At 58.5% G+C, this 14,966-nt stretch carries 11 protein-coding genes; 9 read left to right on the top strand and 2 right to left on the bottom strand.

All coding sequences use genetic code 11. From position 1 onward, the window contains the following. Window positions 1-2 precede the first annotated feature (2 nt). The gene (gene yjjX, locus C1N64_RS06065) at window positions 3-518 is read left to right on the top strand and encodes an inosine/xanthosine triphosphatase (RefSeq protein WP_006117615.1); all 516 of its coding nucleotides are present in this window, start codon (window positions 3-5) and stop codon (window positions 516-518) included. Here yjjX and trpR read toward each other — a convergent pair. Together trpR and sltY are read right to left on the bottom strand one after the other, a co-directional pair. Then, a complete protein-coding gene (trpR, locus tag C1N64_RS06060; protein WP_033740217.1) occupies window positions 496-843 on the bottom strand; it encodes a trp operon repressor in 348 nt (115 codons plus the stop codon). The genes yjjX and trpR overlap by 23 nt on opposite strands. 45 nt (window positions 844-888) lie before the next feature. Beyond that, window positions 889-2,808: a murein transglycosylase gene (gene sltY / locus C1N64_RS06055; RefSeq protein ID WP_039338782.1), complete on the bottom strand. Its 1,920-nt coding sequence runs from the start codon at window positions 2,806-2,808 to the stop codon at window positions 889-891. A gap of 270 nt (window positions 2,809-3,078) precedes the next feature. Here sltY and atzF point away from each other — a divergent pair, with 270 nt between their 5' ends. The 8 genes from atzF (at window position 3,079) to urtE (ending at window position 14,707) form a co-directional block, all read left to right on the top strand. Continuing rightward, window positions 3,079-4,875 (top strand): allophanate hydrolase, encoded by a 1,797-nt coding sequence (gene atzF / locus C1N64_RS06050; RefSeq protein WP_367143322.1) that lies wholly within the window; start codon window positions 3,079-3,081, stop codon window positions 4,873-4,875. 2 nt (window positions 4,876-4,877) lie between these two features. Further along, window positions 4,878-8,495, top strand: a complete 3,618-nt coding sequence (gene uca, locus C1N64_RS06045; RefSeq protein WP_367143323.1) for an urea carboxylase — start codon at window positions 4,878-4,880, stop codon at window positions 8,493-8,495. A 9-nt stretch (window positions 8,496-8,504) separates the two neighbouring features. Continuing rightward, window positions 8,505-9,206, top strand: coding sequence for a GntR family transcriptional regulator (locus C1N64_RS06040; RefSeq protein ID WP_006117610.1), 702 nt, complete (start codon window positions 8,505-8,507; stop codon window positions 9,204-9,206). Window positions 9,207-9,236: 30 nt separating this feature from the next. Next, entirely contained in the window at window positions 9,237-10,505 is a 1,269-nt protein-coding gene (gene urtA / locus C1N64_RS06035; RefSeq protein WP_033740212.1) for an urea ABC transporter substrate-binding protein, read from the top strand. 77 nt (window positions 10,506-10,582) lie between these two features. Next, complete coding sequence (gene urtB / locus C1N64_RS06030; protein WP_110268091.1) at window positions 10,583-12,148, top strand: urea ABC transporter permease subunit UrtB; 1,566 nt, start codon at window positions 10,583-10,585, stop codon at window positions 12,146-12,148. Continuing rightward, window positions 12,148-13,224 carry an urea ABC transporter permease subunit UrtC gene (urtC, locus tag C1N64_RS06025; RefSeq protein ID WP_263756978.1) on the top strand — a complete coding sequence of 359 codons (1,077 nt, stop codon included), beginning with the start codon at window positions 12,148-12,150 and terminating at the stop codon, window positions 13,222-13,224. The genes urtB and urtC overlap by 1 nt, the downstream gene beginning before the upstream one ends. After that, window positions 13,217-14,008: an urea ABC transporter ATP-binding protein UrtD gene (gene urtD / locus C1N64_RS06020; protein WP_039338787.1), complete on the top strand. Its 792-nt coding sequence runs from the start codon at window positions 13,217-13,219 to the stop codon at window positions 14,006-14,008. Before urtC ends, urtD begins: the two co-directional genes overlap by 8 nt. Then, entirely contained in the window at window positions 14,009-14,707 is a 699-nt protein-coding gene (gene urtE / locus C1N64_RS06015; RefSeq protein WP_033740208.1) for an urea ABC transporter ATP-binding subunit UrtE, read from the top strand. The last annotated feature ends 259 nt before the right edge of the window (window positions 14,708-14,966 follow it).

Here is a 14,966-nt window from a genome sequence, read left to right as displayed (position 1 = left end):
TTATGTACCATGTCGTCGCAGCTACCACCAATCCAGCGAAGATTCGTGCGATTGCTCAGGCATTCAACGACGTTTTCGGCGAGGGATCCTGCCACACAGAAGGGGTGGAGGTCGAGAGCGGCGTGGCAGCACAGCCCCTCTCTAATCTTGAAACCCGCACCGGCGCACGTCAGCGCGTCATGAATGCCCGTCAGGTTCGCCCGGAAGCCGATTTTTGGGTCGCGATTGAAGCAGGCATTGAAGAAGAGAGTGCGTTTGCCTGGATAGTGGTGGAAAACCACAAGCAGCGGGGTGAATCACGTTCAGCCAGCTTTACGCTGCCGCCGCCCGTGATGGCGGGTTTACGTGAAGGCCGTGAACTGGGCGACGAGATGGCGCGCCTGACCGGCATAGAAAACATTAAACACAAAGGCGGTGCGATAGGCACGTTAACCCATGGTCTGCTCAGCCGCTCCAGTGTGTATCATCAGGCGTTAATTCTGGCGCTCTGCCCGTTTACACATCCTTATTACGCGTAATCGACTCCGGGTGGCGCAATTGGGCCTCCAGCCAGCGCTTGAGTGCGGGAGGCGCCTCTTTCAGGCTGTTCGATCCCCGGGTGATGGTCGCGATGCCAACGCCAAGCTCATTTTTCAACTCACGCTGGCTCATGTCGCCGTTCAGCAGCGATTCGATGATACGCAGACGTGTGCCAAAGGCTTCACGCTCATCGGGCGTCATCATGAGTTGCAGGAGCGGTAACGCATGCTGGTCGGCAAACGCCTGCTGAATCAGATCAACAAAACGTAGCCAGTTCGACTCCGCAGCCTGTTCAGTTTCGGGTGGCACAGCAGGTTGGTTCATGAGAGGGCTTCCGTACTCACTAAAGAGTACGGAAGCTTAACACAGCTAGTAACGGCGATTCCACTCAGCATCTGACAGGATCTTGTCAGGCTGGCCCAGGAAGTAGCGATAGTAGGCATCATAAGCCAGCACATTCTTCACGTAACCCCGCGTTTCGGAAAACGGAATGGTTTCGATGAAGGCGACGGCACTCAGATTGCCCGCGGTGCTGTTTTGCCAGGTCCGTACGCGACCGGGCCCGGCGTTGTAGGCCGCCGAGGCGAAGATCCGGTTCTTATCAAACTGCTGATAGACATAATCCAGATACTGCGTGCCAATCTGGATATTGGTTTGCGGATCGAACAGCTGAGACGGATTCACATAGCCAGGAATGCTAAACATCTTCACGGTATGCGTGGCGGTGGCGGGCATAATTTGCATCAGGCCACTCGCACCGACCGGGGAACGCGCTTTCGGGTTCCACGCACTTTCCTGACGGGAAATCGCCATCGCATAGCTCTGCGGAATGGTTTTCCCCTGTGTGTTCTGCTTATAAAGATTCTGCCATGCCAGCGGGAAGCGTTCTTTCAGGCTGTCCCACATTTTTGCGGTGATGGTGGCCTGTACGCTGAGATCCCACCAGTCCTGCTCGCTTGCGTAACGCGCCAGCATCTGCTGCTGGACATGGGTTTTGCTGTTAATCAGGTTGGCCCATTCGCTTCGCGCCAGATTATCCAGCCCCCAGTACATCAGCTCGCGTACCCGGGCCAGCTCGGGCCCCTGTATCGTGGCGCTGTCGGGTTTCGGTGCGGCATCTACCTGCAGAGGATAATTCACGCCCAGACGCTGTGCAGCCACCATCGGGTAAAAGCCGCGTGACGTCATCAGTTTGCGCAGAATCTCATCGGCTTCTTCTTTGCGATCTTTGGAATAAAGCAGATCGGCCTGCCAGTATTGCCATTCGTCTTTCTCTTTCGCTTCTACCGGCAGACGGGCAATCCAGGTATTCAGGCCACGACGGTCATTTTCACTCAGCGCCAGGCGGACGCGCCGCTCCAGCAAGGCAGTTGATTCGCTGTTCATCACCACCGCATCGCGCCAGCGCGCTTGCTCAGAAGTCAGATCGCTGCCCATCATGCGCCAGACCACAATCTCCTTCAGCGCCTGTTCATCCTCCGGCCCCATTTTTTGCGCCCGGACCAGTTCGGGAATCATGCTGCGGGCATTTTCCATATCGGCACGCGCCACACGGGCGAAGGCAAAGATAGTGGCCTGGCGCGTAAAGTCGGTGGCACCAACGCTGTTGGCAAAAGTCGTTACGGACTGGGGATCTTTCTGCAGCGTCAGTAAGGCATCCGACATCGTCTTATAATCAGCGGGCAGCATCTTCGCCAGATAGCTGACAAGGCTGTCATTGCCCGCTTTCATCGCCAGACGAATGCGTTCCAGCACCGTAATAGGCGAGAGCTGCCCTGAGGCCTGCCAGACTGAAAACAGCTTGTCACAGTCATTCGGCAAGGCGGTGCCGCGCAGCCAAATCGCTTTTGCGCCCGCAAAGGCCGCCTGCTGCTGACCGGTAGACCATTTTGCGTAATACCAGTTGCAGCGCGCCTGCACCGGCGTCGGTTCATCCGGACTGAAATTCAGTACGCCTTGCCAGTCCTGACGATGGGCCAGCACGTTCACAAACCGTGTTTTCAGCGACCGTGCCGGGGGCAAGGTGGGGTACTTTTGAATGAAGTTCTGCACCGCCAGGCTGGTTTCCTGATCCAGATCCTGCGCCAGCAAACGGTATTCTAAGTAGGGATAAAGCGGATAATCCTGCAGCGTCGGTAACAGTTGATCGACTGTCGCCATCTGGTTACTGTCCCACGCCTGTTTAATCTGTTGATATCGTTGCCGTTGTTGATCAAGCGAATCAGCCCATGCGCTGCCGGCCATGCTCACCAGGCAGAACCCTATCATCCCGTTACGCCACTTCTCCACGTAAATCTCCTCTGTTGCTGGGCCCTGGCAGGGTGCCAGACGTTATTCATGCTAACCAGGGGAACCCACTCTTGCCATGTTCTTCACAAAATTTACCTTTGCGCAGGCGTGGCGCACCGCAATGTCACACGTTCTGCGCTACGGCTGTGCATTTTATCATCACATAAACTTATGGCATGCCGCTTTATCTCTTTGATTCATCAAGTTAAAAATCTGGCACAGCCTTTGCTCTGTTGAATGCCATCTTGTATACCAGTTGGAATTTATTGCATGGCTTCAACATCTGGCTTGACCCTTAGCGAATGGCAGCAACGCGCCCGGCAGCACCCACAGCAGCTTCACACGTTGCTGGCAACCCACCTGGCGGAACAGGAACCCAGTGATAATGCCTGGATCTGTCTTGCCAGTCCGGCGCAGCTCGAAGCACAAATCACGCCGCTTCTGGCACGCTATCAGCAGAATCCCGACGCGCTTCCTTTGTTCGGTGTGCCGTTCGCGGTCAAAGACAATATTGATGTCGCAGGCTGGCCGACTACCGCCGCCTGCCCGGCGTTTAGCTACACCGCTGAAGAGGATGCCTTTGTGGTGGCGCGCCTGAAAGCAGCAGGTGCGGTGGTCATCGGCAAAACCAACCTTGATCAGTTTGCAACCGGCCTGGTGGGCACACGGTCACCTTATGGCGCGGTGTGTAATACCTTTGATCCTGATTTTGTCAGTGGCGGATCCAGTTCCGGATCGGCCTCAGTACTGGCGCGTGGCCTGGTGGCTTTCTCACTCGGCACTGACACCGCCGGGTCAGGTCGGGTGCCGGCAGGGTTTAACAATATTGTCGGCCTGAAACCGACAAAGGGCTGGTTCTCTGCCCGTGGTGTGGTCCCGGCCTGTCGCCTGAACGATACGATTTCGGTGTTTGCGCTGACGGTTGAAGACGCCTTTACCGTGGCCAGCCTGGCCGGTGGCTACGACGAGAAAGACGCCTATTCGCGCGTAAATCCCCGTACGGCACCGGCAGGCATGAAAGCCCGTCCTGATTTCGCCATTCCGGCTACACCGGAATTTTACGATGATGCCGCCGCCGAAGCCGCCTGGGATGCCGCGCTCAGCGCACTGAAGGCGACCGGCGCGACGTTGCATCCCATTGACTTTACCCCTTTCCGCCAGCTCGCCGAGCAGCTTTATCAGGGTCCGTGGGTCGCCGAGCGCACCGTCGCCGTAGGCGAGATGCTTAACCAGCCAGAGAACATGGATCCGGTGGTCCACGGCATTGTGGCGAATGGCCTGAAGTACAGCGCCGTGGATGCCTGGCAGGCCGAATACCAGCGTGCCGAACTGGCCCGGCACATTCAGCAGGTTCTGGCCTCGTTTGATGCGCTGGTGGTGCCCACCTCGCCCACCATTTACACGCTGGACGAAATGCAGCAGGAGCCGGTGCTGTATAACGCGCATTTTGGCACTTATACCAACTTCACTAATCTGGCCGATCTTGCTGCACTGGCCCTGCCCGCCCCGTTCAGAAACGACGACCTGCCGGCAGGCATTACGCTCATCGCTCCCGCCTGGCATGACCGCGCGCTGGCGCAGTTTGGCCTGCGCTGGCAGCAGGCTCTGGCCCTGCCTCTCGGCGCAACCGGCCTGCCACTGCCGTCCTCCCCGACGGCGCTTCCTCCATCCCACGATCATGTTCGTGTGGCCGTCGTCGGCGCACACCTGACCGGGATGCCCCTTAATTTCCAGCTCACCACGCGCCAGGCCGTTCTGGTGGAAGAGACGCAGACCGCCAGCCAGTATCGTCTGTTTGCCTTATTAGAGGGTCCGATTAAGAAACCCGGCCTGATGCGCACAGAACAGGGGGCGGCCATTACCGTTGAACTCTGGGATATCCCGCTGGCGCGCTTCGGTGAGTTTGTGGCGGAAATCCCTGCCCCACTGGGCATTGGCAATCTGACGCTTGCCGATGGACGTGTGGTGAAAGGCTTTATTTGTGAAGGTGCCGCGCTAACCGGCGCGCTGGAAATCACTGAATTTGGCGGCTGGCGTAACTGGCTTGCCTCGCCTGGGAGTAACTAATTATGTTCAGCACAGTCCTGATTGCTAACCGGGGTGAAATTGCCTGTCGCGCCATCCGCACGCTGAAACGTCTGGGCATTGAAAGCGTGGCCGTGTTTTCCGATGCCGACCGCAACGCGCAGCATGTGAAAGAGGCGGATATCGCCGTGGGTCTGGGCGGCGACAAAGCCAGTGACAGCTATCTGCGCGTCGACAAAATTCTGGCGGCGGCGCAGGAAACGGGCGCCCAGGCGGTCTGGCCCGGCTATGGTTTTCTGTCAGAGAGTCTGCCCTTTGCTGCCGCCTGTGAACAGGCCGGTATCGTGTTTGTCGGTCCCACGGCTGCGCAAATTGGCGAGTTTGGGCTGAAACATCGCGCCCGTGAGTTAGCCGCGCAGGCCGGAGTACCGATGACGCCAGGCACGCCGCTGCTCAACACACTTGATGACGCCCTCAGCGCAGCCGAATCCATCGGTTATCCGGTGATGTTAAAAAGCACGGCAGGCGGCGGAGGCATTGGGCTGACGCGCTGTGCCGACGCCGGGGCACTGCGCAATGCCTGGGAGAGCGTCCGTCGACTGGGCGAACAATTCTTTAGTGACGCCGGCGTTTTCCTCGAACGCTGTATCGATCATGCCCGCCACGTGGAAGTGCAGATCTTCGGTGATGGCAAGGGCACCGTGGTGGCGCTGGGCGAGCGCGACTGTTCGCTGCAACGCCGCAACCAGAAAGTGGTGGAGGAAACCCCCGCGCCCTGCCTGCCCACGGCCACGCGCGCGGCGTTGCTCGCCTCGGCCGTTCGGCTGGGTGAGGTAGTCAATTACCGCAGCGCGGGGACCGTAGAATACATTTATGATGCACAGCAGGACGCCTTCTATTTCCTGGAAGTGAATACCCGCCTGCAGGTTGAGCATCCGGTCACCGAATGCGTCACCGGCCTCGACCTGGTGGAATGCATGTTGCGCGTCGCCGCTGACGAAGCGATCGACTGGCCGCGCCTGCAGCAGGCACCGCAGGGCGCGTCGATTGAAGTCCGTTTGTACGCCGAAGATCCGTTAAAAAACTTCCAGCCCAGCCCCGGCGTGCTCACGCATGTCAGTTTTCCTGACGATGTCCGTGTGGACAGTTGGGTGACGACCGGCAGCGAGGTTTCCAGCTATTACGATCCGATGATCGCCAAGCTCATCGTCCATGCGGACACGCGAGAGGCGGCGCTGAAAAAACTGCAATGCGCACTGAACGCCACACAACTGCACGGTATCGCCACCAATCTTGATTATCTGCGGCAGGTCGTGGCCACCGAGGCGTTCCGTAGCGGCAAGGTCTGGACACGTTTTCTGGACAGCTTTACGCCCGCGGCAGCCGTAGTCGAAGTGCTGCAGGCGGGCACGTTCAGCTCCATCCAGGACGTGCCGGGCCGTCTGGGTTACTGGAATATCGGCGTACCGCCGTCAGGTCCGATGGATGATTATGCCTTCCGCCTTGCCAACCGCATCGTCGGAAATCATGAGTCGGCGGCCGGGCTGGAATTTACCCTGCAGGGCCCAACGCTGCGCTTTCATTGCGCGGCGACCCTTGCTCTCACAGGGGCAGACTGCGGCGCCACACTGGATGGCATCCCTGTCAGCAACTGGCAGCCGATAACGGTCAATGCTGGTCAAACGCTGACACTGGGTCGCGCCCAGCGCGGTTGCCGCTGTTATCTGGCTATCCGTAACGGCTTTGATGTCCCGGAATACCTTGGCAGTCGTTCCACCTTTTCTCTGGGCCAGTTTGGCGGGCACGCCGGTCGCACGCTTCGGGTTGCCGATATGCTGCCTGTCTCGCAACCGTCACTGGCAGCCTGCACCACGCCCGCGCCGGTCAGCGCTCCGCAGGCACTCAGCCCGGCGCTGATCCCAACGTACACCAGCGAATGGCACATTGGTGTCCTGTACGGACCGCACGGCGCACCTGACTTTTTCACCCAGGCCGCCATCGATGAATTCTTTGCCAGCGACTGGCAGGTTCACTACAACTCCAACCGCCTTGGTGTACGTCTGGTCGGGCCTAAACCGACCTGGACGCGCGCTAACGGCGGTGAAGCGGGCCTGCATCCGTCCAACGTGCACGACTGTGAATACGCGATTGGCGCAATCAACTTCACCGGTGACTTTCCGGTCATCCTGACCCACGACGGTCCCAGCCTCGGCGGCTTTGTCTGCCCGGTGACGATAGCCAAAGCCGAACTGTGGAAGGTCGGCCAGGTCAAACCGGGCGATAAAATTCGCTTCCATCCCATCAGCGTCGAAGAAGCCGTCGCGCTGGAAAATGCCCGGTTGCAGGTCATCGCCACGTTGCGTCCGCACACGGCGCAGACGTTTGACGTACCGTCGCTGGCCGACAACCGCTTTGGCTCCGCTACCGTGCTCGCCGCCGTTGCCGCCACCGACACCACACCGCAGGCGGTGTATCGTCAGGCCGGCGATAAATACATTCTGATCGAATATGGCGACAACGTGCTGGATCTGGCGCTCCGCCTCCGTGTTCATCTGCTGATGGCGTCGCTGCGTGAGCGACCGGTTGACGGCATCGAAGAGCTCTCCCCCGGCGTGCGTTCACTGCAAATTCGCTATGACAGCCTTACCCTGTCGCAGTCCCAGTTAATGTCCGAGCTGCTGGCCCGGGAAGCCATGCTCGGTGATGTCAGCACGCTGAAAGTGCCCTCTCGCATTGTCTGGATGCCGATGGCGTTTGAAGACAGCGCCACGCTCGGTGCCGTCGAACGTTATAAAGAAACCGTGCGCGCCAGCGCGCCCTGGCTACCCAATAATGTCGATTTTATTCAACGTATCAATGGATTATCCGATCGTGAACAGGTCCGCGATACGCTGTTCAATGCCAGCTACCTGATTTTGGGCCTGGGCGATGTTTATCTGGGTGCACCCTGCGCGGTGCCGATTGATCCTCGCCATCGCCTGCTCAGCTCCAAGTACAGTCCGGCCCGTACCTTTACCGCAGAGGGCACCGTCGGCATCGGCGGCATGTACATGTGCATTTACGGCATGGACTCTCCCGGCGGTTACCAGCTTGTCGGCCGTACGTTACCCATCTGGAACACCTTCCTGAAAAACCCGCAGTTCGGTGCCGGTGAGCCCTGGCTCCTGCGCTTCTTCGATCAGGTGCGCTTCTATCCGGTGAGCGAAGAGGAACTGGCGCAACTTCGTGATGATTTCCGCGAGGGCCGTGCTGCGCTGCGTATCGAAGAAACTGAATTCGATTTTGCCGCTCACCAGGCGTTTCTGGCGGCGAACGCCGACGACATTGCGGCGTTTCGCCAGCGCCAGGCCGCGGCATTTGAGCAGGAGGTCCGGCTCTGGTCGCAGGAGGAGCCGGAAGCCCCCACTTCCACTGAGGCCGAGTCAGACGCGCCCGCTGAGGATAACAGCGCGCAGGCTGTACAGGCAGATATGAACGGCAACATCTGGAAAGTGCTGGTGCAGGCGGGCGAGACGGTGAGTGCTGGACAAACACTGGTGATTGTTGAAGCAATGAAAATGGAACTGGCCATTACGGCTCCCTGCGCGGGTCGGGTGAAACGCGTGGCCTGCCAGGCCGGCCGCCCTGTCAGCCCTGGCGACACGCTGCTGTGGCTGGAATAAGGAGCGCCGATGACGACCCGATCACCACGAAGCAAAGCCCGCCCGGAAGCACTGGCAGAACGGGTTTACCAGGCACTGAAAAACGACATTTTTGAGTTCCGCCTGATGCCCGGCGACCGCTTCAGCGAAAGTGAGATTGCAGAGCGCATGGCGGTCAGCCGCACCCCGGTTCGCCAGGCCCTGTTCTGGCTGGAGCGTGAAGGCTATGTCGACGTGTGGTTTCGCAGCGGCTGGCAGGTGAAAGCCTTTGATTTTGCCTACTTCGAAGAGCTGTACGATTTGCGTACCGTCCTGGAGTGCGAGGCGGTCACGCGCCTGTGTGCGTTGCCGCCGACCCAGTGCGCCGACCGGCTACGCGAGCTGTATCAGTTCTGGTGCGAAGCCGCGCAGGTAGAAGATGGCAAGCGGGTTTCACAGCATGATGAGGCGTTTCATATGACGCTGGTCGCCGCTGCGGGCAATGCGGAAATGGCGCGGATCCATGCCGAGCTGACAGAAAAAATCCGCATTATCCGGCGGCTTGATTTTACCCGGGAAGATCGTATTGCGGCGACCTATCGCGAACACGCACAGATTTTGCGAGCCATTTTATTGCAAGAGACCCGCGACGCCCGCCAGATCCTGACCGGGCACATTGCCGTCAGTAAAGCGGAGGTCAGAAAAATCACGCTACACATGCTCCAGCAGGCCCGGCTTCAACCCATTGAATAACGTATCCATACCATTAGGGGTTTACCATCGATGAAAAGACGTTCATTGCTTAAAGCTTTTGCTCTCTCAGCTACCGTCGCGGGCATGGGGTTCGCCTGGAGCGCTCAGGCGGCTGACACCATCAAAGTAGGCATCATGCACTCCCTTTCCGGCACCATGGCCATTTCTGAAACGCCACTTAAAGATGTCGCCCTGATGACCATCGATGAAATTAACGCCAAAGGCGGCGTGCTGGGGAAAAAACTGGAGCCCGTGGTGGTGGATCCGGCCTCAAACTGGCCGCTGTTCGCCGAGAAAGCCCGGCAACTGCTGACCCAGGACAAAGTGGCTGTGGTGTTTGGTTGCTGGACCTCGGTATCGCGCAAATCCGTGCTGCCGGTCTTTGAAGAACTGAATGGTCTGCTCTTCTATCCGGTGCAGTACGAAGGTGAAGAGATGTCGCCGAACGTCTTTTATACCGGTGCAGCACCAAACCAGCAGGCGATTCCGGCGGTGGAATACCTGATGAGCCAGGATGGCGGCGGGGCCAAACGTTTCTTCCTGCTGGGAACAGATTATGTTTATCCCCGCACCACCAACAAGATTTTACGCGCCTTCCTGCATTCAAAAGGCGTGCAGGATAAAGATATCGAGGAAGTGTACACCCCGTTTGGCTACAGCGATTACCAGACCATCGTCTCTAATATCAAGACGTTCGCCGCTGGCGGCAAAACCGCGGTGGTCTCCACCATCAATGGCGATTCCAACGTACCGTTCTACAAGGAACTGGCTAACCAGGGCATCAAAGCCACCGATATCCCGGTCGTAGCCTTCTCGGTGGGTGAAGAGGAACTTCGTGGGATTGATACTAAACCGCTGGTCGGTCAGCTGGCAGCCTGGAACTATTTTGAATCCTTAGATAATCCGACCAACGCGAAATTTGTTGCCGACTATCGGGCTTATGCAAAAGCGCACAATCTGCCGAATGCCAGCACCGTGGTAACCAATGACCCGATGGAAGCCACCTACGTAGGCATTCATATGTGGGCGCAGGCCGTCGAGAAAGCCGGTACGACCAATGTGGATAAAGTGCGTGCGGCCATGGCCGGTCAGACCTTTAAGGCCCCGGACGGGTTTACCCTGACGATGGATCAGACCAACCACCATCTGCACAAACCCGTGATGATTGGCGAAGTTGAAGAAAACGGTCAGTTTAACGTGGTCTGGCAGACGGACAAACCGGTACGCGCCCAGCCCTGGAGCCCGTATATTCCCGGCAATGATAAAAAACCGGATCATCCCGTGAAAACGACGCAGTAAAACTCAGACCGCCCTCGCGCTGGCTGTGAGGGCGGCCGTCAGGACATCCTATGCTCGCCCTTTTGATGAGGCTCACCATGATGCTTCGCCTGAATTTTTTAGCGTTATTGCTGCTTCTGCCGCTGTTTGCCAGCGCCGGACCCGCTACGGACTTTGCCGCCGCCAGCCGAACTCAGCAGGCCGATCTGCTGCAACAGTGGGCCGCTGCGCCAGATGCCCGCCGTTTACCCTTGCTGGAAGCGTTAAAAGCCGAAACCGTCGTGACGGATCAGGACCACCATCCCTTTAGTAAAACCGGGAATACGCTTCAGCCACTGGATGACGCCGCACAGCCCAACGGCGACGTTAAAAAGCTGTTTATGAACAACCGTCTGCGTGTACTGGTCGCCAGTGCTCTCGCCGCCCATCAGCTGGTAAGCCCTGATGCCGGCGTGCGCCTGCGTGCGGCGCAACAGTTACAAAACGACGCGGCCGCTGACCTGCTTCCGCTCATAGAGAAACGCCTCAGTGTTGAAACGGATCCTCAGGTTCATGCTGCGCTGGCCATGACGGCGGCCAGTCTGCAGCTGACCAGCCCGCAGCCGATAGTGCGGCTTAGAGCGGTCAAACTGCTGGGCGAATCCAGCGATCCTAATACTCAGGCCAGCCTGCAGCGCCTGACGCAGCCCGCAGCCGAGCCCGATGAAACGGTACGCGAGGCAGCGGCAGACAGCCTGAAGCAGATGAAAAGTCGCCTGATGTGGGGCGATCTGCTGGGACAGGCATTCAGCGGGCTCTCGCTGGGATCGATCCTGCTGCTGGCCGCGCTGGGCCTGGCCATCACCTACGGTCTGCTGGGGGTGATCAATATGGCGCACGGTGAAATGCTGATGCTGGGCGCGTACGCCACCTGGCTGGTACAAAACCTGTTTCAGCAGTTTGCTCCGCAGTATATCGCCTGGTATCCGCTGCTGGCGCTGCCGGTCGCGTTTCTGATGACGGCAGCCATTGGAATGGCGCTGGAGCGCACTATCATTCGCCATTTGTATGGCCGCCCGCTGGAAACCCTGCTCGCGACCTGGGGCATCAGCCTGATGCTGATTCAGCTGGTGCGTATGCTGTTTGGTGCGCAGAACCTGGAGGTCGCCAATCCCGCCTGGCTGTCGGGCGGATTGCAGGTGCTGCCCAATCTGGTTCTGCCCTGGAACCGCATTGCAGTCATCCTGTTCGTGGTGTTTGTGCTGATACTAACCTGGCTGCTCCTCAACCGTACGCGGCTGGGGATGAACGTGCGCGCCGTCACCCAAAACCGGGCCATGGCCGACTGCTGTGGCGTGCCGACGGGCCGCGTGGACATGCTGGCATTTGGTCTGGGTTCCGGTATCGCGGGGCTGGGCGGCGTCGCCCTGTCGCAGTTAGGCAATGTCGGGCCAGAACTGGGCCAGGGCTACATCATCGATTCTTTCCTGGTGGTGGTGCTGGGCGGCGTCGGCCAGCTTGCCGGAACCGTGGTCGCCGCACTGGGACTGGGCATTCTCAACAAAGTGCTGGAGCCGCAGATGGGGGCCGTATTGGGGAAAATCCTTATTCTGGTGTTGATCGTGCTGTTTATTCAGAAACGTCCGCAGGGACTGTTTGCCGTGAAAGGAAGGGTGACTGACTGATGACGCAACCTCTCACCTTACGTCTGACGCGTCAGGCACCGCGCCTGACGCTGGGCATTGGCGCAGTCGTTACGCTGCTGCTGCTGATCATGCCGTTCCTGGCACTGCTGCCCGCCTCGCATCCGCTGGCGATTTCCACCTATACCTTAACGCTGGTCGGTAAAATTCTGTGCTACGCCGTGGTCGCGGTGGCGCTGGATCTGGTGTGGGGTTATGCGGGCTTACTTTCTCTGGGGCATGGCCTGTTTTTTGCGCTGGGCGGCTATGCGATGGGCATGTACCTGATGCGCCAGGCCTCCGGGGACAGCCTGCCCGCGTTTATGACCTTCCTGTCCTGGGATCGGCTGCCGTGGTTTTGGGCAGGCACGCAGCATTTCGCCTGGGCGCTGTGTCTGACTGTCCTCGTGCCGGGCCTGCTGGCGCTGGTGTTTGGTTTCTTTGCCTTCCGCTCGAAAATCAAAGGCGTGTATTTCTCCATCATGACCCAGGCGCTGACCTATGCCGGCATGCTGCTGTTCTTTCGCAACGAAACCGGTTTTGGCGGTAACAACGGCTTTACCGGTTTTACGACCCTGCTGGGCTTTAGTGTGACCTCAACCAACACGCGCATCGGCTTGTTTATTGCTACCGTCATGCTGCTGTTAGCAAGCCTGGTGCTGGGCTTCGCGCTGGCCCGCAGTAAATTTGGCCGGGTGCTGACCGCTGTTCGGGATGCCGAAAACCGCCTGATGTTCTGCGGTTACGATCCCCGGGGTTTTAAGCTGTTCGTCTGGACCCTCTCGGCCATGCTATGTGGCCTGGCAGGCGCGCTCTATGTGCCCCAGGTTGGCATTATTAACCCCAGTGAAATGTCCCCGACCAACTCCATTGAAGCCGCTATCTGGGTCGCACTTGGCGGGCGCGGTACGCTTATCGGTCCGCTGCTCGGGGCCGCCATCGTCAACGGCGCGAAAAGCGTCTTCACCGTGGCTTTTCCGGAGTACTGGCTGTTTTTCCTGGGGATGATGTTTATTTTGGTCACGCTGTTTCTGCCGCGTGGCGTGATGGGTTTACTGCGCCGGAGAAAAGATGACTGAGACCCTGTTCACCCAAACCCTGCCAGCCGATCGTTATCGTGCCCGGCGCGATCCGGTCCTGCAGTTGGCTAACATTACCGTAACCTTTGAGGGGTTTCGTGCGCTTAACAATCTTTCTTTGCAGATTGGTGTCGGTGAACTGCGCTGCATCATTGGTCCTAATGGCGCAGGTAAAACCACGCTGATGGACGTTATTACCGGCAAAACGCGTCCCGACACAGGGCAGGTCATTTACGATCAGGATAAAAACCTCATCGCCCTGTCGCCGGTCGAGATTGCCCGTAGCGGAATTGGGCGCAAATTTCAGAAGCCGACAGTGTTTGAAGCGCTGACGGTATTTGAGAATCTGGAGATTGCTCTGAAAACCACCAAAACCGTCTGGGCCAGCCTGCGTGCGCGCCTTGACAGCGCGCAACGGGATCGGATCGATGAGATCCTGACGCTGCTGCGGCTTAGCGCCGCCCGCCAGCGACCGGCAGGTCTGCTGTCGCATGGCCAAAAGCAATTTCTTGAAATCGGCATGCTGCTGGTGCAGGAACCGCACCTGCTGCTGCTTGATGAGCCCGCTGCGGGCATGACCGATGCGGAAACTGACTACACCGCAGAACTGTTTCGCAGTCTGGCGGGCAAGCATTCACTTATGGTGGTTGAGCACGATATGGGCTTCGTGGAAACCATTGCCGATCACGTCACCGTTTTGCATCAGGGAGCCGTACTGGCAGAAGGTTCCCTGCGCGAGGTACAGGCCAACGAGCAGGTCATTGACGTTTATTTGGGGCGCTAAATGTTACAGGTATCTGAACTGCATCAGTATTATGGCGGCAGCCACATTCTGCGTGGCCTGTCTTTTGAGGTTAAACAGGGTGAAGTCACCTGCCTGCTCGGCCGCAACGGTGTGGGGAAAACCACGCTGCTGAAATGCCTGATGGGCTTAATACCGGCTAAATCGGGCGAGGTGCGCTGGCAGGACAATATCATCAACGGGCGAAAGCCCCACCAGCGCGTGCAGGCCGGCATGGCTTACGTGCCGCAGGGGCGGGAGATTTTTCCGCGTCTGACGGTTGAAGAGAATCTGCTGATGGGCCTGTCACGCTTTTCATCCTCGCAGGCAAAGCAGGTGCCTGAAGAGATTTACCAGCTGTTTCCGGTATTGTTCGATATGAAATCCCGCCGGGGCGGCGATCTGTCCGGCGGCCAGCAACAGCAGTTGGCCATTGGCCGGGCGCTGGCCAGCCGTCCACAGTTGCTGATCCTCGACGAGCCTACCGAAGGGATTCAGCCTTCAGTGATCAAAGAGATTGGCCTGGTGATCCGCCAACTGGCACAGCGCGGCGACATGGCGATTCTGCTGGTCGAGCAGTTTTATGATTTTGCCGCGGACCTGGCCGACCGCTATCTGGTCATGTCGCGCGGTGAAATTATCCAGCGCGGGCGCGGTGAAGAGATGGAAACGGATAACGTGCGGAGCCTGGTCGCCATCTGATTCTCCTCCTGTCAGGCAGGTCGGCGCGCAGGCTGACCTGCCTGGATCGCGGCACCCTGCGCTTTCTTCCCACCTGAGCCATGCACGCCCACGGTACGCATCCGTGACCGGCCCGTTTCTTTTCCGTCGTTAAATTCTTGTGTAATAACGCACAAGACATCTTGTAATAAATAACAGCAAGTATAATAATTCTCATTTGCATTCAATGTGCATAACACCTTTGTCACATGACTTTCTGCGCCTTTCTTCTGCCGGGCGC

It is taken from the genome of Pantoea sp. SGAir0215, assembly GCF_043543215.1.
This window is presented reverse-complemented; position numbering and strand designations above follow the sequence as displayed.